This is a genomic window from Rhodococcus sp. G-MC3 (genome assembly GCF_030063335.1).
GTDB lineage: Bacteria > Actinomycetota > Actinomycetes > Mycobacteriales > Mycobacteriaceae > Rhodococcoides.
Map to the genome: position 1 here is coordinate 135,178 of NZ_JASISW010000001.1, position 17,550 is coordinate 152,727.

Here is a 17,550-nt window from a genome sequence, read left to right on the forward strand (position 1 = left end):
TGTCGAGAGCGCCATGGCCCATGATTGAGCAATGAGTTCGAGCGATCTCTTCGGAGGCCCCAAGCGACTGCTGACCGTAGTTGCGGTGATCGTCGTGGTTACCTTGCTGGCTGCCGTGGTGACATTGATCGTCCGACAGATTCTCGGCCCGCCCGAAGGACCGTCGCCATACGACACACCTTCGATCTCGACAAGCCAGTCTTCGCCCGAGTGACGTCGAGTTCTCCGCATCACCAGTTGCCGTACTCGATCCGATTCGACTGGGGGCTTTCCGGCGCCGAGGCGATCGCGATGGGCTCCGACGTCGCCGTCGTTGTGGATGTCCTTTCGTTCACGACCACCCTGTCCGTCGCGCTCGATGTGGGCGCGACAGTTGTGCCGTGGACCGTTCGCGACGATTCGGCCGCAACCTACGCCCGCCGCCATGACGCAGACCTCGCCGTGAGACGGAGCGAAGCAGTCGCCGGTGACGTCAGCCTCTCTCCTGCGACTCTCCGGATCGGACGTCCTCCCACCCGTTTGGTTCTTCCGTCACCCAACGGATCGACCATCTCCGCATACCTCGCCTCCGGTACATCGGTGTGCGTCGGAGCATCACTGCGCAATGCACCAGCGGTGGCGTCCTGGATTAAAGAGAATCGACCGCCGACAGATGTCGTGTCCGTTGTCGCCGCAGGCGAAAGGTGGCCCGACGACGGGCTTCGCCCGAGCATCGAGGATCTGTGGGGCGCCGGATTTGTGATTGCCGAACTCGACCGACTCTGCAGTGGGCGCACACTGTCTCCCGAAGCGCGAATGGCTCGAGATGCGTGGACGGCGGTCCGCACGCGAGTGCCTGCCGAACTCGCCGAGTCCGCATCGGGTAGAGAGCTGATTGACACCGGCTATCGCGTGGATGTCGATATCGCCGGCGAGGTGAACTCGAGTTCAACGGTTCCGGTGCTCGAATCCGGAGAGTTCACTGACGCTGCCGCGGTGCCCGGGGTGTGACTCAGGCAACACTTCGAGTGCCCGATCAGGGGCTCGAACAGCGGAAACTCTCCGTGAGGGCTCAACGAACGTGTCCGTTATTTGGTTGTTGACACCCCGATCACGGATCATACGAGCGTGAGCAATCCGAGTGTCGCCCCGAAGACGACCGTCGTCGTACCTACGTACAACGAACGCGAGAACCTCCCCAGGCTCATCGAGCTTCTTGCGGGTATCGATCTCGAGAACGTGCACGTTCTTGTCGTCGACGACAACTCGCCCGATGGCACTGGAAAGCTCGCGGACGAGTTGGCCGAGACCGGGCCGCTTCCGCTCACTGTTTTGCATCGCACCGAGAAGAACGGCCTCGGCCGTGCTTACGTGGCAGGTATCACGAAGGCCCTCGACGAGGGCGCAGACATCGTTGTCCAGATGGATGCCGACCTCTCGCACCCCGCCGACGTGATCCCCACCATGGTCAAGACGCTGACCAGCACCGACGCCGCCGTCGTGCTGGGTTCTCGATACGTCCCGGGCGGCGCTGTGGCCAGTGACTGGCCGTGGCACCGCAAAGCACTGTCGGCGTGGGCCAACTTCTACGTCAATGCCATCCTCCGGCTGAAAGTGAAGGATGCCACGGCTGGATTCAAGGCCTGGCACGCGCAGACTCTCCGCACCATCGATGTCGGCTCGGTCGAGAGCAACGGTTATGCGTTCCAGGTCGAGATGAACTATCGCACCGCGCGTCGAGGGCTGAGAATTGCCGAAGTGCCGATCAAGTTCGAGGAGCGGAACGACGGCGAATCGAAGATGAGCCTGTCGGTCCAGCTCGAGTCGGCACTCGTTCCGTGGAAGCTTCTCCTCGGCAAGAAGCACTGACCGTTCAGACCGGGCACGCCGGGGTGGTCAGCCCCGCAAGGTCGACGAAAGCACATGCGTTGTCGCGGCTGAGTTTCCACACACCGTCCTCGGCGACGAAGATCATCGTCCCTGGATTCGGCTGACCTCCGATCGACAACGTCGCGCCTGCGTTGAGGCTTCCGTCACCGAGGTCGTCGACGCTGGTGATCTCGACGGATGCCGAATTTGCCACCGCAGCCGCGACAACTTGATCGATGAGCCCTTGGTCCTCCTCTGCCCCTTGCACGAATGCTGCCTTTTCGTCGATTGGGACTGCAGGATCGAAGCCACGTCTCAACGCTTCGTTGAGCTCCGCCACCGTCGGCAGCGGCGGGTAGGCCGGGTCAGCTTCCGTGGTCACAACCGGCGGAGTCGGGGGCACCGGCTCGGTACCAGCGAAACTGCAGCTGACAACGAGGCCTACGGCGGAGGCTGCGAGCAGCATCGATATTCCGAATTTCATCAACCGAAGCTAGCAAATGGAAACTAGCTATCGTTGCCACACAAAGACTTTCACACAGTTCTCTCCGCGGACTCTCACAGTTTCCACACAATACGGATCAGGCTGCGGCCTGTGAATCTGCGGCTTTTTGTGTCGCTGCATAGGTATCGACGTATTCCTGGCCCGACAGTGTCCGCAGTGCGGCCATCACTTCGTCGGTCGCACTGCGGACCACTGCTCGATGCGCGGCCAGCTCTCGATACCGCGAAAAGTCCAGCGCGGGACCGAATCTCACGACAATCCTTGCCGGACGCCACATCCGACTGCCGACCGGATTGAATTTCTCGGTACCGAACATGACAACGGGAACGACCGGAGCGCCAGTCTCGAGCGCGACTCTCGCCATTCCGGTCTTGCCCTTGTAGAGCCGCCCGTCCGGCGAGCGAGTGCCTTCGGGATAGATTGCCCAGATCGCATTGTCTGCGATGATCTTTCGCGCCGCGTCGAGCGCGGGCTCTGCCGCCTCGCTGCCCGATCGATCGATCGGAACCTGCCCGGCACTGGTGTAGAACCAGCGAATCAGAGCACCCTTGAGGCCTCCGCCTGAGAAGTATTCACTCTTGGCAACGAATCTGACTCGCCTCGGAACCACGAGGACGAGAAAGAAAGAGTCGACAACGGTCAGATGATTGCCGGCGAGAATGATCGGGCCGGTATCGGGCAGATGTTCGGCGCCCTCGATGCGCGGACGGCCCATCAGCCTGAGGATCGGTCCGATGAGTATGTACTTGAAAATCCAGTACCACACGAGCAGCCCCTGACGTAGACGGTGTCTACGCTCATAGTAGACACTGACCTCCATGACCGCACAGGACAGCTCATCTTCACGGCTGATCGATGCAGCCGTGAATCTGCTGGAGTCCGACGGACTGTCCAGGGTTACCGTGCGAAACGTCGCGCGAGCTGCTGGAATGTCGCACGGAGCGCCTCGTCGCTACTTCCCCACCCTGCACTCCATTCACGCCGAGGTCGCTCGCCGTGGATTCGTGGACATGAGAGACCGCATAGAGGCGACCGTGGGAGGAGACGTCCGTCCTCGGTCTCGCGTGCGCGCCGCCGCGCTCGAGTATGTTCGGTTCGCCGTCGACCGGCCTGAAATGTTTGCGCTGATGTTCCGCCACGACGTACTGGAGAGTTCCGGGGCACACCTGCGGGGTACATCGTTGCCACTGTTTGCTTTCGTGACAGCGCTGATCCGACCGCTGGCGGGGCACGACTCCGATGTGCGCGCCGTGCAAATCTGGACCGCAGTCCATGGAATCGCGGCGCTGAGTTCGACAGCGGCGCTCGGCGCAATCACCGATGTCGACCCCACCGATTTGGTCGACGCGGCGATCTTCTCGATCGTGGGGACCGATCGAGAAGATGGCCGATCAGACGACTAGTGACTTCACCGAAGCCGGAAGCTGACGAGCGCTCTTGTACGGTCCGACTACCGCAGCGCCGAACGGACGACCGAGCAGAACGCGCGCGACCTCGCGCACCTCGTCCACCGAGACCTCATCGATTCTGGCAAGGGTGTCGGATACGTCGCGATGATTGCCGTAGTTGAGCTCGCTGCGACCGATCCGATTCATTCTCGAGCCGGAATCCTCGAGGCCGAGAACGAGTCCGCCGCGGAGCGAACCCTTGGCGCGGGCACACTCGTCCGCGGTGATTCCGTCGGCCGCGACATTTGCGAGAACCTCACGGATCACCGTGGTGACCTCCGCGAGGTTCTCGGGTTGGCAACCCGCGTACACCGAGAATGCTCCTGAGTCGGCGAAAGTGTCCACCGAGGAGTACACGGAGTAAGCCAGGCCCCGCTCTTCACGAATCTCCTGGAACAACCGGGAGGACAATCCGCCGCCGACCGCAGTGTTGAGAATGGACAGAGCCCACCGATGACCTTCGTGCCTGCCGAACGCGCGCACGCCGAGCGACAGGTGAGCCTGCTCGCTGTCGCGTCGAACGAATCGGAGCTCCGGCCGATTGGTCAGACGCACAGTACCTTCGCGACGAGGTACCGGCTTCACGCCCTTGGTCAGGTGCCCGGCGAACGCGCGCCGGACCAACGCAACAGTCTGTCGATGATCCACATTGCCCGCCACGGCGATCACCATGCGATCAGGTGTGTAGCGGCGAGTATGGAACGAGCGAAGTTGAGCTCGCGTCATTTCTTCGATGGACTCGACGGTGCCGATTATCGGACGCCCCACCGGGTGATCGCCGAACATTGCTTCGAGAAACAGGTCGCCGAGAAGATCCTCGGGATCGTCGTCTCGCATGGATATCTCTTCGAGCACCACTTGGCGCTCGACATCGACATCCACCGACCGACAGCGACCTCGCAGTACGACGTCACTGACGAGATCGATCGCCAATCCCAGGTCATCGTCGAGAACGTGCGCGTAGAAGCACGTGCTCTCCTTGGAAGTGAAGGCATTCAGTTCGCCGCCGACCCCGTCCATCACCTGAGCGATTTCGAGTGCGCTTCGCGTCGGCGTCGATTTGAAGAGCAGATGCTCCAGGAAATGCGCCGCTCCGGCCACGCTCGGCTGTTCGTCGCGTGACCCGACCCCGACCCACACTCCGACGGAGGCAGAACGGACACCGGGAACGAACTCCGTGACCACACGAAGACCACCGGGCAAGGTGGTGCGCTGAACGCCCACTTCCTGCCCGGTGTGATCCGAAACGCCAGAACGGTACGTCCCGAGAGGACGTACCGTTCTGCCTGGAGTGTTCTTACTCAGCGTTGGCCTCGGCAGGTGCGTCGGAGGGAGCGTCGACTACAGCAGCAGCGGCACCGTCCTCCTCGACGGGAACGAGGCTGATCTTGCCGCGGTTGTCGATGTCGGCGATCTCCACGCGGAGCTTCGAACCGATGCTCACGACGTCCTCGACCTTGTTGATGCGCTTGCCGCCACCGAGCTTCGAGATGTGAACCAAGCCGTCACGCCCCGGAAGGAGCGAGACGAACGCACCGAACGCCGTTGTCTTGACCACAGTTCCGAGGAAACGCTCGCCGACCTTCGGCAACTGTGGGTTGGCGATGGCGTTGATCATGTCGATCGCGGCCTGAGCGGACGGGCCGTCCGCTGCACCGACGTAGACGGTGCCGTCATCTTCGATCGAGATGTTGGCGCCGGTCTGCTCGGTGATGGAGTTGATCATCTTGCCCTTGGGTCCGATGACCTCACCGATTTTGTCGACCGGGACCTTGATCGCGGTGACGCGAGGCGCGTACGGACTCATCTCGTCGGGTGTGTCGATAGCCTCGGCCATCACCTCGAGAATCGTCGTACGAGCATCCTTGGCCTGCGCCAGAGCGCCGGCGAGCACCTTGGACGGAATGCCGTCGAGCTTCGTGTCGAGCTGGAGAGCTGTGACGAAGTCCTTCGTGCCTGCGACCTTGAAGTCCATGTCGCCGAAGGCATCCTCGGCACCGAGGATGTCCGTCAGTGCGACGTAACGGGTTTCGCCGTCGACCTCGTCGGACACGAGGCCCATCGCGATACCCGCGACCGGGGCACGCAGTGGCACACCGGCATTGAGCAGCGACAGAGTCGATGCGCACACAGATCCCATGGACGTGGAACCGTTGGAGCTCAGCGCCTCGGAGACCTGTCGGATGGCGTACGGGAACTCCGCCTGGCTCGGCAGAACCGGCAGGAGTGCGCGCTCGGCAAGCGCGCCGTGGCCGATCTCGCGACGCTTCGGCGAACCGACGCGGCCCGTCTCACCGGTGGAGTACGGCGGGAAGTTGTAATGATGCATGTAACGCTTGGATGTCTCGGGGCCGAGCGAGTCCACCTGCTGAGCCATCTTCACCATGTCGAGCGTCGTGACTCCGAGAATTTGAGTCTCGCCACGCTCGAACAGTGCGCTGCCGTGCGTGCGCGGGATGATCGCTACCTCGGCCGACAGCGAACGGATGTCGGTGACTCCGCGGCCGTCGATGCGGAAGTGATCGGTAAGGATGCGCTGACGAACCGACTTCTTGGTGAGCGCACGGAACGCTGCGCCGATTTCCTTCTCACGGCCGGAGAACCGGTCTGCGACCTGCTCCAGAACCTGCGCCTTGACCTCGTCGAGCTTGCTCTCGCGCTCGGCCTTGCCTGCGATCGTCAGAGCCTCGTTCAGCGGGATCTGAGCTGCCGATTCAACGGCCTCGAAGACGTCCGACTGGTACGCCGGAAACACCGGGAAGTCACCGGTCGGCTTCGATGCCTTCGATGCAAGTTCCTGCTGTGCGGTGCACAGAGCCGCGATGAACGGCTTCGATGCTTCGATGCCCTCGGCGACGACTCCCTCATTGGGTGCAGTTGCGCCACCTTCGATGAGCTCGATGACGTTCTCGGTGGCTTCTGCTTCGACCATCATGATGGCGACGTCTGCATCGGCTCCGGAACCGGAAACGATGCGGCCGGCGACGACCATGTTGAACACAGCCTTTTCGAGCTGCTCGTTGGTCGGGAACGCCACCCACTGCTTGTCGATCAGAGCAACGCGAACGCCGCCGATCGGTCCGGCGAACGGCAGGCCGGCGATCTGAGTGGACGCCGAGGCCGCGTTGATTGCAACGACGTCGTACAGGTCGGCCGGATTGAGGCTGAGAACCGTGATGACGACCTGGATCTCGTTGCGCAATCCGTCGACGAACGTCGGACGCAACGGCCGGTCGATGAGGCGGCAGGTGAGGATGGCGTCGGTGGACGGACGTCCTTCACGGCGGAAGAACGATCCGGGGATACGTCCTGCGGCGTACATGCGCTCTTCGACATCCACCGTCAAGGGAAAGAAGTCGAATCCTTCGCGGGGGTGCTTACCTGCAGTCGTTGCCGACAGCAGCATGGTGTCTTCGTCGAGGTAGGCGGCGACTGCGCCTGCGGCCTGTTGAGCAAGGCGACCGGTCTCGAAACGGATGCTGCGCTTGCCATAGGTGCCGTTGTCGATCACGGCAGTTGCCTCGTAGACGCCCTCTTCGGCTTCTACAACATTGGTTTCCGTCATTCTCTTCTTCTCGTCCTCTCGTCTTTGCCGTACCCACGCCGACGAACCGTTGGCCTCCCTGGCTATGAAGGCCAAGGATCTGGGCTGCGATTGCTCGAGCGGGGGCGGCCATCGATCGAAGCCCTACGGACATCTCGTATCCGTCAGGCCACTACCGAAGACCGACACCACTTCGCATCAGGCATGTGTACGGCGGTGTGCGAACACCCATGTGCCCGCAATTTGTTGCTTTCGTCCAACACAGCTGCTGGCATTTCAAGTCTCTGTGCCGGCGTTCAAACACAGATAGCCAACGAGGACAGTCTAAGCACTGCCTCGTTGGCTACTGCACTATTTCCATGACCGCCCATGACATTGGGCACGTCGGCGTCGTAATTAGCGACGCAGTCCCAGACGCTCGATGAGCGAACGGTAACGGGTGACATCAACCTTCGCAATGTACTTCAGCAGGCGACGACGACGTCCGACCAGCAGCAGAAGGCCACGGCGGGAGTGGTGGTCGTGCTTGTGCATCTTCAGGTGCTCGGTGAGATCGACGATACGCTTGGTGAGCATCGCGACCTGCGCCTCGGGCGAACCCGTGTCGGTCGGGTGCAAGCCGTACTCGCCGAGTACGGTCTTCTTTTCTTCGGTGGTCAATGCCACTGGTACTACTCCTGATCACTGACGTCCGCGTGAAAGGAAGTTCGAGCCGCGAAGCCCGAACCGGGTGCAGCCACCACGGACCGCAGCATGCACCGAGAATGGATCCTATCAGGAGGACTGCTGGGACAACACTGCGCGTGCGCGCTCGGAGTCGCGTCCCATCTCCTCGATCAACCCGTCGATGGAGTCGAACTTCTCCATGCCCCGGAGCCGCTCGACGAAATCCACCGCCACATGTTGACCGTAGAGATCGCCGTCACTGTCGAGAACGAATGCCTCGACAGTTCTGGTTCGACCCGAGAACGTCGGATTGGTTCCGACGGACACCGCCGCGCGATGTCGCTCGCCGGGCGTGACTGTGCCCATGATCGGGCCGGGACCGAGGACCGTGAACCACGCGGCGTAGACACCGTCGGCGGGGATCGCCGAGTACATGGGCGGGGCAACGTTGGCCGTGGGATAACCGAGTTGCCTCCCGCGACCGTCGCCGTGCACGACGACGCCCTCGACGCGATGCGGCCGTCCGAGTGCTGCCGCCGCCGCTGCGACGTCCCCCGCGTCGACGCACGACCGGATGTAGGTCGACGAGAATGTAACGGCGTGTTCGGCAAGCAGATTGACACCGTCCACGGCGAACCCGGATCGATCTCCGATTCTGCGCAGTAAATCGACATTGCCGAGAGCCTTCTTGCCGTACGTGAAGTTATCCCCCACCACGACCTCTGCCACATGCAGGCGTTCCACCAAAATCTCGTGGACATATCGCTCCGGCGTGAGCTTCATCAGTTCGGGAGTGAAAGGCATGACGCAGAACACGTCGATACCGAGTTCCTCGGCCAATTCGGCGCGCCGGGTCAGGGTCGTGAGCTGGGCGGGATGCGATCCTGGCCGAACTACCTCCATGGGGTGCGGGTCGAACGTCATGAGGACGCTCGGGACTCCGCGTTCCGCGGCGGATGTAACCGCCCGGCTGATCAACTGGGCGTGACCGCGGTGCACACCATCGAATACGCCGATCGTGAGAACACAACGACCCCAGTCGGCAGGTACATCGTCGAGACCTCGCCATCTCTGCACGAGAGAAAGCCTACGGCCCACACTTCGCTCGGTCACTTTCGGATCGGTGTGTCGCGGCGAACAGCTGTGGACAAACCAGCGAACACTCTGCCAAGATTTCGGTGTGCCGAACTTATTTCTTCGCCTAATCGCAGTGGGCATCGTGTGCGCCGCAGCGATCAGCGGGTGTGCCCGCGAGGTGGGTGACGAGGATACAGACCTCGGCGGCGACGATCGACCGCTCGTTCTCACCACGTTCACAGTGCTCGCGGACATGGCACGCAACGTCGGCGGAAACCACCTCCGAGTGGAATCGATCACCAAAGCGGGAGCCGAGATTCATGGATATGAGCCGACGCCGGGCGATCTGCGCACGGCCGAGCAAGCCGAACTGATCCTCGACAACGGCCTCGGCCTCGAGTCGTGGTTCGAGAAATTCGTCGAACGCGTACCGGCGCCGCACGTAGTCGTCAGTGATGGCGTCGAACCCGTCTACATTCGAGGCGACGCCTACGCAGGCAAAGCGAACCCGCACGCATGGATGTCGCCGCTGGTCGCCGAGACCTATGTCGACAACATCGCGCGCGCATTCGCGGAACTGGACCCAGCCAACGAATCGGCCTACAGGTCGAACTCCGAAACGTACAAGTCGAAGCTGCGCGCAGTAGGCGAGCAACTGCACATCGCTCTCGACGTACTCCCCGAGAATCAGCGCGCACTCGTGTCGTGTGAAGGCGCCTTCAGCTACCTCGCGCGCGACTTCGCCCTGCAGGAGGCTTATCTCTGGCCGGTCAACGCTGAGCAGGAAGGCACTCCGAAACAGGTGGTGAGCACCATCGACTTCGTCCGCAACAATGACGTACCCGCCGTATTCTGCGAGTCGACCGTCTCCGACAAGGCTCAACTCCAGGTCGCAGACGATACCGGAGCCAACTTCGGCGGCAAGCTTTTCGTCGACTCGCTCAGCGAGGAAAACGGGCCGGTACCGACCTATCTCGACCTGCTCACCTACGACGCCAGAACCATCACCGACGGACTACTGGGGAATCGACGATGAATGCACAGCAGCCGGCACTCGAGATCGACGGCGTCGGCGTTCGTTATCGCGATGTCACAGCCCTCGTGGACGCGAGCCTCACCTTGAACGCAGGGCGAGTCTGCGGCCTCGTCGGAATGAACGGATCAGGCAAGTCGACGCTCTTCAAAGCCGTCATGGGTGTCGTTCGGCCCGATACCGGGTCGATCAAGGTGTTCGGCGGACCTCCGGCAAAGGCTCGAAAGGACGGCACAGTCAGTTACGTCCCACAGAGCGAGACAGTGGACTGGACGTTCCCCATCAGCGTCCGCGAAGTGGTGATGATGGGCCGCTACGGCAAGCAGAACTGGATGCGCACACCGCGTGCGCGTGACCACAACGCCGTCACCGAAGCTCTTGCCAGAACCGAGCTCGCCGACTTGGCCGAACGACAGATCGGACAGCTCTCGGGAGGTCAGCGCAAGCGAGCATTCGTTGCGCGGGCGATCGCGCAGGAAGCCTCTCTGTTGCTCCTCGACGAGCCGTTCGCCGGCGTCGACAAACGCACCGAAGCGACAATCACCCGGCTGCTACGCGAACTGACCGCACACGGAGCTTCTGTTCTCGTCTCGACCCACGATCTTCATGCGCTCCCCGATCTCTGCGACGAAGCAGTCCTACTGCAGCAACGAGTTCTGATGCACGGGAGTCCGCACGAAGTCCTGCGGCCGGAGAACCTCGCGCTCGCCTTCGGACTCGATCCCCAGCACGCGCACAACCCCGAGGTGGGCTGAGATGTATCTGGTCGATTTCTTCGTGGAACCGCTGCAGTACACGTTCATGCAACGTGCCCTACTGGTCACGATCACCGCATCGATCGTCTGCGCCGTACTCAGTTGCTGGCTCGTACTGATCGGCTGGTCCCTCATGGGCGATGCGGTCTCACACGCTGTTCTTCCCGGGGTTGCGCTCTCCTACCTGCTCGGAGCGCCGTTCGCAATCGGAGCACTGCTGTTCGCGCTCGTGGCAGTCGGCGCAATCGGGCTGGTACGCAACACCACCATCGTCAAGGAAGATGCCGCGATCGGCGTGGTCTTCACCACACTTTTTGCCCTCGGTGTCGTGCTGATCTCGAAGTTCCCGAGCCAGATCGACCTCAACCACATCTTGTTCGGCAACCTCCTGGGAGTCTCACGCAGCGACATGTGGCAGGTCTTCCTGCTCGGCGGGCTCGCTCTCGTGGTGATGATCGTCAAGCGCCGCGACTTCACCCTGTTCGCCTTCGACCGCACCCAGGCCCGCGCGGTCGGGATCTCGCCCACGGTCATCTCGGGACTGATGCTCACGCTTCTGGCACTCACGACGGTCGTGGCACTGCAAGCCGTCGGCGTCATCCTCGTCGTCGCGATGCTCATCACTCCCGGTGCAACGGCCTATCTGCTCACCCATAAGTTCGGACGAATGCTCGTGCTTGCGCCCAGCATCGGCGTCGGATGCGCGATCATCGGGATCTACGTGAGCTTCTACCTCGACGTCTCATCCGGAGGCACCGTCGTCCTGGCCCAAGGAATCTCGTTCACATTCGCCTACTTGTTCAGCCCGACCCAGGGCTTGATCACGCGGGGACTGCGCAGACGCAAGGACGTCCCCGCCTGAGTGCCCGCAAGGGCAAGATGTGATTTCGGCTTGGATTGCCTAAGCTCGATGCCGTGGTGGAACGAACGGAAGTACCGAACGTGATCGACGATGTTCAGTTGTCCGCAGTTGCGCAGGACTACCTCAAGGTGATCTGGACCGCCAGCGAATGGACCGAGGATTCGGTCAGCACGAAGATGTTGTCCGAGCGCATCGGTGTCTCGGCATCGACCGTCTCCGAGGCGATACGTAAGCTGGCCGATCAAGGAATGGTCGACCACGCCCGCTACGGCGCAATCTCATTGACCGCGCGCGGTCGCCTGGCCGCGATTGCGATGGTTCGCCGTCATCGACTCATCGAGACTTACCTCGTGCAGGAACTCGGTTACGGGTGGGACGAGGTACACGACGAGGCAGAAATCCTCGAACATGCCGTATCCGACCTCATGATGAGCCGCATCGACGCCAAACTCGGCTTCCCCGAACGTGATCCGCACGGCGATCCGATCCCGTCCGTCCACGGCGACATCGACACTCCCGAAGCCACTCGTCTGAGCGACTACACCGACGGTCAAAGCGGACGCGTGGCTCGGATCTCGGATTCTGATCCCGCGATGCTCCGGTACTTCGACTCGGTGGGAATCACGTTGGACCTGTCGATCACGGTTGTCGAGCGCCGCGACTACGCAGGCACTGTGGCAATCGAACTCGGTCAGGCTGCCAGCGCAGCCATCGATCTGGGACAGCGCGCAGCAGAGGCCATCTGGATGGTCCCCGTCTAGTCCGCCTGCCCACTCTGCTCCGCCTGGCGCGCTGCGCGAAGAGTTGCAGGCCTCACCACCAGGACCGAACTCGCTCGCTTACCTTTCTCCTGTAGCAGCGCGATGGTATGACCGGAGGGATCGATCGCGGCATAGACACCGACCAAACCGATCGGGTCCAACCACCGACCCTGGCTGATCGCTTCCGCTTCGACCGCGTCGACCTGCCTGTGCGGGAACGCTGTTCGTGCGGCCTCGTCGATATCGAGGCTGACGGCAGGATCGTCGGCAAGTTGACCCAACGTCCGAGCGTGCTCGAGGGTGAACGGCCCGACCCGGGTGCGTCGGAGCACCGTCAGGTGACCGCCGACGCCGAGGGCGCCGCCGAGATCGCGTGCGAGCGCGCGAATATAGGTACCCGACGAGCAGTCGACCTCCACATCGAGATCGACGAACCCTGTTCCCGGAATGTCTCGACGCGCCAACACGTCGAAGCGGGTCACCGTGACGGCTCGGGCCGGGAGCGTGAACTCTTCTCCCGCCCGGACCAGCTTGTGCGCCCGTTGCCCGTCCACCTTGATGGCACTGACACTCGACGGAACCTGCTCGATCTCGCCAGTGAGCAGAGCCACGTTCGCAGCGATATCCTCGTCGCGCACCGCCGATGCGTCGGCGTCGGCGACCGTCTCGCCCTCGGCGTCGTCGGTCGCCGTGGTTCTGCCGAGCCTGATGGTCGCGGAGTACGCCTTCGTCGTCAGTGCGAGGAGCCCCAGCATCTTGGTTGCGCGCTCGATGCCGAGTACGAGCACTCCCGTCGCCATTGGATCGAGAGTGCCCGCATGACCGACCTTTCGGGTCTGGAGCAACTTGCGACACGATGCGACCACGTCGTGACTGGTCACGCCGGAGTCTTTGTCGACGATCAACAACCCGGCGCCGACGAGACCGGAGGACAACTTTTCACGTGCAGACACGAGATGTCATTCTGCCAGGGCACATAAAGGTAAGTTCGGGCTAGGTCACTGCAATCGCCGTGACGATCAACCCACCCGAGACCATCCATCGCCCGTCGAACGATGCCAGCGGTGGCCCGGCGAGCGTGCCACCCGGCACGAGCAGCTCCGAGTGGAAGGTGCCGGAGGGGTGGTCGCCGGTCCCGGTCCGCTCGAACGTGATGTGCGCATCCTCGAATCCGAGCCACCGGCCGGTCAGTGGTTCCCATGCCTTGTAGGTCGCTTCTTTTGCGCAGAACAACAACCGGTCCCAGTGCACGTCGGGGTCGGATGCAGTTGCCAGCCACTCACGTTCCGGTTCGAGGCTGACCGCGCCCAACACACCGTCAGGAAGCGGACCGTGCGGCTCGGCGTCGATACCCACCGAACGAACGGCCATCGCATGTCCGAGAACAGCGCCGCGATAACCGTCGCAGTGCGTGAGGGACCCGACAATGCCCTTGGGCCATTGAGGCGCTCCGGATTTGCCCCTCATGATGGGAGCCGGATCGACCCCCAGCTTCTCCATCGCGACGCGGGCACAGTGCCGCGCCGAGGTGAATTCCCTTTTACGCTTGTCCACTGCTTTGGCCACGAGCGGCGCTTCGAGTGGATGTGGCGTCAACCCGGGAGGATCCTCGAACAATTCAGCGGCGACGACGCCGCTGGGCAGGATCGACTCGATCAACGCGCGGCCCTCATCTTCTCGACTTCGGCTTCCATCGCGGCTGTAACCGTGAAGTGCCCACCGAACTTGTTGAGCGTCCCCTCGGGATACTCGGGCACGGGAAGTATCTGACGAAGCACATTCGCAGGCAATCCGCGCTTCTGCCACTCGCGGGGGTATCCGACCGACACCTCCTCGAACCGAACACCGTCGTAGTACGTCGTACGTGGAATGTGGAGATGGCCGTACACCGAGCAGATCGCGTTGTAGCGCGTGTGCCAGTCGCCGGTGAGTGTCGAACCACACCACAAGGCGAACTCGGGATAGAACAACACGTCGGTCGGCTGCCTGACCATCGGGAAGTGGTTGATCAGGACGGTGGGAATCGACAGGTCGAGTTCGTCGAGCCGTGTCCTCGTGCTGTCGATCCGCGCACGGCACCACGCATCACGCGTGGCGTAGGGCTGCGGAGACAACAGAAACTCATCGGTCGCCACGACGTTCTTGTCCCTGGCGATCTTCAGACCGTGCTCCTTGTCGATCGCGCCCCGGGGCAGAAACGAGTAGTCGTAGAGGAGAAACATGGGGACGATTGTCGCGGGACCGCCGTCACCTTCCCAGATCAGGTACGGATCCTCCGGTGTCACGACGTCGATTTCGCGACACAAATTGACCAGGTACTCGTATCGCGCCACACCGTGGATCTGCACCGGGTCTTTCGCCGTGGTCCACAATTCGTGGTTCCCCGGCACCCAGATCACCTTCGCGAACCGGCTTCTGAGCAATTCCAACGCCCACTTGATGTCGTCGGTCTTCTCGGACACGTCACCGGCGACTATCAGCCAGTCCTCAGGCGATTCCGGGTGAATGTCCTCGGTGACCGGCCGATTGCCTCGGTGGCCGACGTGGATGTCACTGACTGCCCAGAGCTTTGCTGTCACAGGCCACAGTCCTTCCGTTCGGTCTACTGATTGCACTGAAGAGAAACAACATCTCATTGTCCCCTGAGATTCCTGTACTCGACCGGCCGGACTCGAACAGCAGGGCCGGTACATCGAGCGGGCACGGCTGGGGTGCGACAATCGGAGACATGGAAAATCTATCGGCGTCCGAGAAAAACGGCCTGCGCGGCGGCCTGTTGATCACGGTGATGGCAGCATTCATCGCCGGAATTGCTTCCGAGAACTTCGTAACCGGTTTCGTGATCACCGCGGTCGTCTGCGGGGTCGCACTACTCGCCGCTACGGTCTTGGCTCGCATCGTCATTTCCCGTCGAAATCGGTAGCCATTGGGCAATGAATCCGCATTTGCTGGTTTAGAATACTTTTTATGCCGCATTCACGGATCCGAGTCAAGGACGCCGCCGCGCTCCTCGGAGTCAGCGACGACACAGTCCGCCGATGGATCGACGGCGGCGCACTTCCATCGGAGAAGGACGACTCGGGCCGCAAGGTTATCGATGGCGCCGATCTTGCCTTGTTTGCCCGCGGGCACGCATCACCGCCGCCCGATCCGACCGGAACTGAAAGTTCGGCACGAAACAGGCTTGTCGGGCTGGTCACCAAAGTCACATCGGACCTTGTGATGAGCGAGGTCGAGATGCAGTGTGGCCCGTTCACTGTCGTCTCCCTCATGAGCACCGAATCCGTGCGCACTCTCGGCCTGGAGCCTGGATCCATTGCGGTTGCTGTCGTCAAGGCAACCACCGTCATCGTCGAAGCAACCTGACCAGCCTTCCCGTAGCCACGCCCCCCGAACCCATGGAGGACACTTCTGTGAAATCAACACTGCCGGTCTCGATCGTCGCGCTCGGAGCGTCGGTCGCTCTGCTCGCCGGGTGCGGAAGCTCCGATTCTTCCGACACCACATCAGACGCATCGGCCACAGAGTCGTCGGCGCCGGGAAACACTTCGTCGTCGGAGATCACCGGCGACATCACAGTGTTCGCTGCGGCGTCGCTGAAGGCGGTGTTCACCGAGCTCGGCGACGTCTTCGAGTCCGAACATGCCGGCACCAAAGTCGAATTCAACTTCGCCGGTTCGTCGGACTTGGTCACACAGCTGACCCAGGGCGCGCCCGCCGACGTCTTCGCCTCGGCAGACACGAACAACATGATCAAAGCAGTCGACGGCGATCTCGTCGCAGGCGAGCCGGAGAACTTCGCGACGAACACACTCACAATTGTCACGGCACCGGGTAACCCGAAGAACGTGAAAACTTTCGGCGATCTCGCCAACCCTGACGTTCTGACGGTGATCTGTGCCCCGCAGGTTCCGTGCGGTAGTGCAACCAAGAAGGTAGAAGACGCGACCGGCACCACAATTTCTGCCGTCAGCGAGGAATCCGCTGTCACCGATGTCCTGGGCAAGGTCACCTCGGGCCAGGCCGATGCCGGACTCGTCTACGTCACCGACGCAGCAGGCGTCGGCGACAAGGTGACAGCGGTGGCGTTTCCCGAGGCAGGCGAAGCGGTCAACACCTACCCGATCGCCGTACTGAAGGGCAGTGACAATGCCGCTGCTGCTGCGGCATTCGAGGCGCTCGTTGCAGGCGACGCAGGCGAGAAGGTCCTCGCTGACGCTGGATTCGCAGCGCCGTGACCTCACATCGCCGCGGGAACGAGGTCCGTGCCCGGTTGCCGGTCTGGATCTTCGTCCCTGCAGCGATCGGTGCACTCTTCGTCGTCACCCCACTGCTCGCAATCCTTCTGAAGATCGATTGGCCGAACTTCCTTCCGCTCGTCACCTCCGAATCCTCGCGCACGGCGCTGATGTTGAGCTTGAAAACGGCGGCGATGAGCACGGCGGCGTGTGCCGTGATCGGCGTACCCATGGCTATGGTCCTCGCGCGCACCGACTTCCCCGGACTCTCGATACTTCGAGCGCTCGTTCTACTTCCCCTCGTACTTCCTCCGGTGGTCGGCGGAATTGCATTGCTCTACACCTTCGGCCGGCTCGGTCTGCTCGGCCGTCATCTCGAAGGATGGGGAATCTCGATCGCGTTCTCCACCACGGCGGTAGTCCTCGCGCAAACCTTCGTGTCGCTTCCATTCCTCGTCGTGAGTCTCGAGGGCGCACTGCGCAGTTCGGGGCACGAGTTCGAGGTCGTCGCCGCGACGCTCGGCGCCCGCCCGACGACCGTACTTCGGCGTGTGACGCTCCCTCTCGTCCTTCCCGGTTTGATGTCGGGTGCGGTTCTCGCGTTCGCGCGCGCCCTCGGTGAGTTCGGTGCCACACTGACATTCGCCGGCTCGCTGCAGGGTGTGACTCGGACGCTCCCGCTGGAAATCTATCTGCAGCGCGAGACCGATCCCGATGCGGCAGTCGCGTTGTCGTTGTTGCTCATCCTCGTTGCGGCTGCCATCGTCGTCGTCGCGGGTGGACGCAGAGTGGCCAGTGCCCTGTGAACGAGAC

General features: G+C 62.3%; 21 protein-coding genes. 12 read left to right on the forward strand and 9 right to left on the reverse strand.

From position 1 onward, the window contains the following. Window positions 1-31 precede the first annotated feature (31 nt). The 3 genes from QMK17_RS00635 (at window position 32) to QMK17_RS00645 (ending at window position 1,848) form a co-directional block, all read left to right on the forward strand. The gene (locus QMK17_RS00635; protein WP_283506411.1) at window positions 32-214 is read left to right on the forward strand and encodes a hypothetical protein; all 183 of its coding nucleotides are present in this window, start codon (window positions 32-34) and stop codon (window positions 212-214) included. Further along, the gene (locus tag QMK17_RS00640) at window positions 211-990 is read left to right on the forward strand and encodes a 2-phosphosulfolactate phosphatase (RefSeq protein WP_283506412.1); all 780 of its coding nucleotides are present in this window, start codon (window positions 211-213) and stop codon (window positions 988-990) included. Before QMK17_RS00635 ends, QMK17_RS00640 begins: the two co-directional genes overlap by 4 nt. Before the next feature lie 117 nt (window positions 991-1,107). Next, a complete protein-coding gene (locus QMK17_RS00645) occupies window positions 1,108-1,848 on the forward strand; it encodes a polyprenol monophosphomannose synthase (protein WP_283506413.1) in 741 nt (246 codons plus the stop codon). A gap of 4 nt (window positions 1,849-1,852) precedes the next feature. Here QMK17_RS00645 and QMK17_RS00650 read toward each other — a convergent pair whose 3' ends face one another. Together QMK17_RS00650 and QMK17_RS00655 are read right to left on the reverse strand one after the other, a co-directional pair. Continuing rightward, window positions 1,853-2,332 carry a hypothetical protein gene (locus QMK17_RS00650; protein ID WP_283506414.1) on the reverse strand — a complete coding sequence of 160 codons (480 nt, stop codon included), beginning with the start codon at window positions 2,330-2,332 and terminating at the stop codon, window positions 1,853-1,855. Window positions 2,333-2,429: 97 nt separating this feature from the next. Then, a complete protein-coding gene (locus tag QMK17_RS00655; protein WP_283506661.1) occupies window positions 2,430-3,119 on the reverse strand; it encodes a lysophospholipid acyltransferase family protein in 690 nt (229 codons plus the stop codon). Window positions 3,120-3,171: 52 nt separating this feature from the next. On the opposite strand from QMK17_RS00655, the gene QMK17_RS00660 reads away from it, so the two are divergent. Beyond that, window positions 3,172-3,756 carry a TetR/AcrR family transcriptional regulator gene (locus QMK17_RS00660; protein ID WP_283506415.1) on the forward strand — a complete coding sequence of 195 codons (585 nt, stop codon included), beginning with the start codon at window positions 3,172-3,174 and terminating at the stop codon, window positions 3,754-3,756. On the opposite strand, the gene QMK17_RS00665 is transcribed toward QMK17_RS00660, so the two are convergent. From QMK17_RS00665 to QMK17_RS00680, 4 genes are all read right to left on the reverse strand, one after another. Continuing rightward, window positions 3,745-5,025 carry a M16 family metallopeptidase gene (locus tag QMK17_RS00665; RefSeq protein WP_283506416.1) on the reverse strand — a complete coding sequence of 427 codons (1,281 nt, stop codon included), beginning with the start codon at window positions 5,023-5,025 and terminating at the stop codon, window positions 3,745-3,747. The genes QMK17_RS00660 and QMK17_RS00665 overlap by 12 nt on opposite strands. Before the next feature lie 73 nt (window positions 5,026-5,098). Next, on the reverse strand, window positions 5,099-7,366 hold the full coding sequence (locus QMK17_RS00670; RefSeq protein ID WP_283506417.1) for a polyribonucleotide nucleotidyltransferase: 2,268 nt from the start codon (window positions 7,364-7,366) through the stop codon (window positions 5,099-5,101). Between the two features lie 375 nt (window positions 7,367-7,741). Further along, complete coding sequence (rpsO, locus tag QMK17_RS00675) at window positions 7,742-8,011, reverse strand: 30S ribosomal protein S15 (protein ID WP_283506418.1); 270 nt, start codon at window positions 8,009-8,011, stop codon at window positions 7,742-7,744. A 108-nt stretch (window positions 8,012-8,119) separates the two neighbouring features. Next, window positions 8,120-9,088, reverse strand: coding sequence for a bifunctional riboflavin kinase/FAD synthetase (locus QMK17_RS00680; protein ID WP_283506419.1), 969 nt, complete (start codon window positions 9,086-9,088; stop codon window positions 8,120-8,122). 103 nt (window positions 9,089-9,191) lie between these two features. Between QMK17_RS00680 and QMK17_RS00685 the strand changes: the two genes are divergently transcribed. From QMK17_RS00685 to QMK17_RS00700, 4 genes are read left to right on the forward strand one after another with little or no spacing between them, the layout of a single operon-like run. Then, window positions 9,192-10,124, forward strand: coding sequence for a metal ABC transporter substrate-binding protein (locus QMK17_RS00685; RefSeq protein WP_442972662.1), 933 nt, complete (start codon window positions 9,192-9,194; stop codon window positions 10,122-10,124). After that, complete coding sequence (locus tag QMK17_RS00690) at window positions 10,121-10,876, forward strand: metal ABC transporter ATP-binding protein (protein WP_283506420.1); 756 nt, start codon at window positions 10,121-10,123, stop codon at window positions 10,874-10,876. The genes QMK17_RS00685 and QMK17_RS00690 overlap by 4 nt, the downstream gene beginning before the upstream one ends. 1 nt (window position 10,877) lies before the next feature. Further along, window positions 10,878-11,738, forward strand: coding sequence for a metal ABC transporter permease (locus QMK17_RS00695; protein WP_283506421.1), 861 nt, complete (start codon window positions 10,878-10,880; stop codon window positions 11,736-11,738). A gap of 53 nt (window positions 11,739-11,791) precedes the next feature. Continuing rightward, window positions 11,792-12,499: a metal-dependent transcriptional regulator gene (locus tag QMK17_RS00700; protein ID WP_283506422.1), complete on the forward strand. Its 708-nt coding sequence runs from the start codon at window positions 11,792-11,794 to the stop codon at window positions 12,497-12,499. Here QMK17_RS00700 and truB read toward each other — a convergent pair. Genes truB through QMK17_RS00715 form a run of 3 tightly spaced genes read right to left on the reverse strand, consistent with a single transcriptional unit; the run spans window position 12,496 to window position 15,078 of the window. Then, window positions 12,496-13,452 (reverse strand): tRNA pseudouridine(55) synthase TruB, encoded by a 957-nt coding sequence (gene truB, locus QMK17_RS00705; RefSeq protein ID WP_283506423.1) that lies wholly within the window; start codon window positions 13,450-13,452, stop codon window positions 12,496-12,498. The genes QMK17_RS00700 and truB overlap by 4 nt on opposite strands. Window positions 13,453-13,492: 40 nt before the next feature. Next, a complete protein-coding gene (npt, locus tag QMK17_RS00710) occupies window positions 13,493-14,158 on the reverse strand; it encodes a 4'-phosphopantetheinyl transferase Npt (RefSeq protein WP_283506424.1) in 666 nt (221 codons plus the stop codon). Further along, entirely contained in the window at window positions 14,155-15,078 is a 924-nt protein-coding gene (locus QMK17_RS00715) for a metallophosphoesterase family protein (RefSeq protein WP_283506425.1), read from the reverse strand. Before QMK17_RS00715 ends, npt begins: the two co-directional genes overlap by 4 nt. Before the next feature lie 149 nt (window positions 15,079-15,227). Between QMK17_RS00715 and QMK17_RS00720 the strand changes: the two genes are divergently transcribed. The 4 genes from QMK17_RS00720 to QMK17_RS00735 are packed head-to-tail and all read left to right on the forward strand — an operon-like array spanning window position 15,228 to window position 17,543. Continuing rightward, window positions 15,228-15,422: a hypothetical protein gene (locus QMK17_RS00720; protein ID WP_283506426.1), complete on the forward strand. Its 195-nt coding sequence runs from the start codon at window positions 15,228-15,230 to the stop codon at window positions 15,420-15,422. A gap of 44 nt (window positions 15,423-15,466) precedes the next feature. Continuing rightward, the gene (locus QMK17_RS00725) at window positions 15,467-15,865 is read left to right on the forward strand and encodes a TOBE domain-containing protein (RefSeq protein WP_283506427.1); all 399 of its coding nucleotides are present in this window, start codon (window positions 15,467-15,469) and stop codon (window positions 15,863-15,865) included. A 32-nt stretch (window positions 15,866-15,897) separates the two neighbouring features. Further along, on the forward strand, window positions 15,898-16,737 hold the full coding sequence (modA, locus tag QMK17_RS00730; protein WP_283506428.1) for a molybdate ABC transporter substrate-binding protein: 840 nt from the start codon (window positions 15,898-15,900) through the stop codon (window positions 16,735-16,737). Next, window positions 16,734-17,543: an ABC transporter permease gene (locus QMK17_RS00735; protein ID WP_283506429.1), complete on the forward strand. Its 810-nt coding sequence runs from the start codon at window positions 16,734-16,736 to the stop codon at window positions 17,541-17,543. Before modA ends, QMK17_RS00735 begins: the two co-directional genes overlap by 4 nt. Window positions 17,544-17,550: the final 7 nt, after the last annotated feature.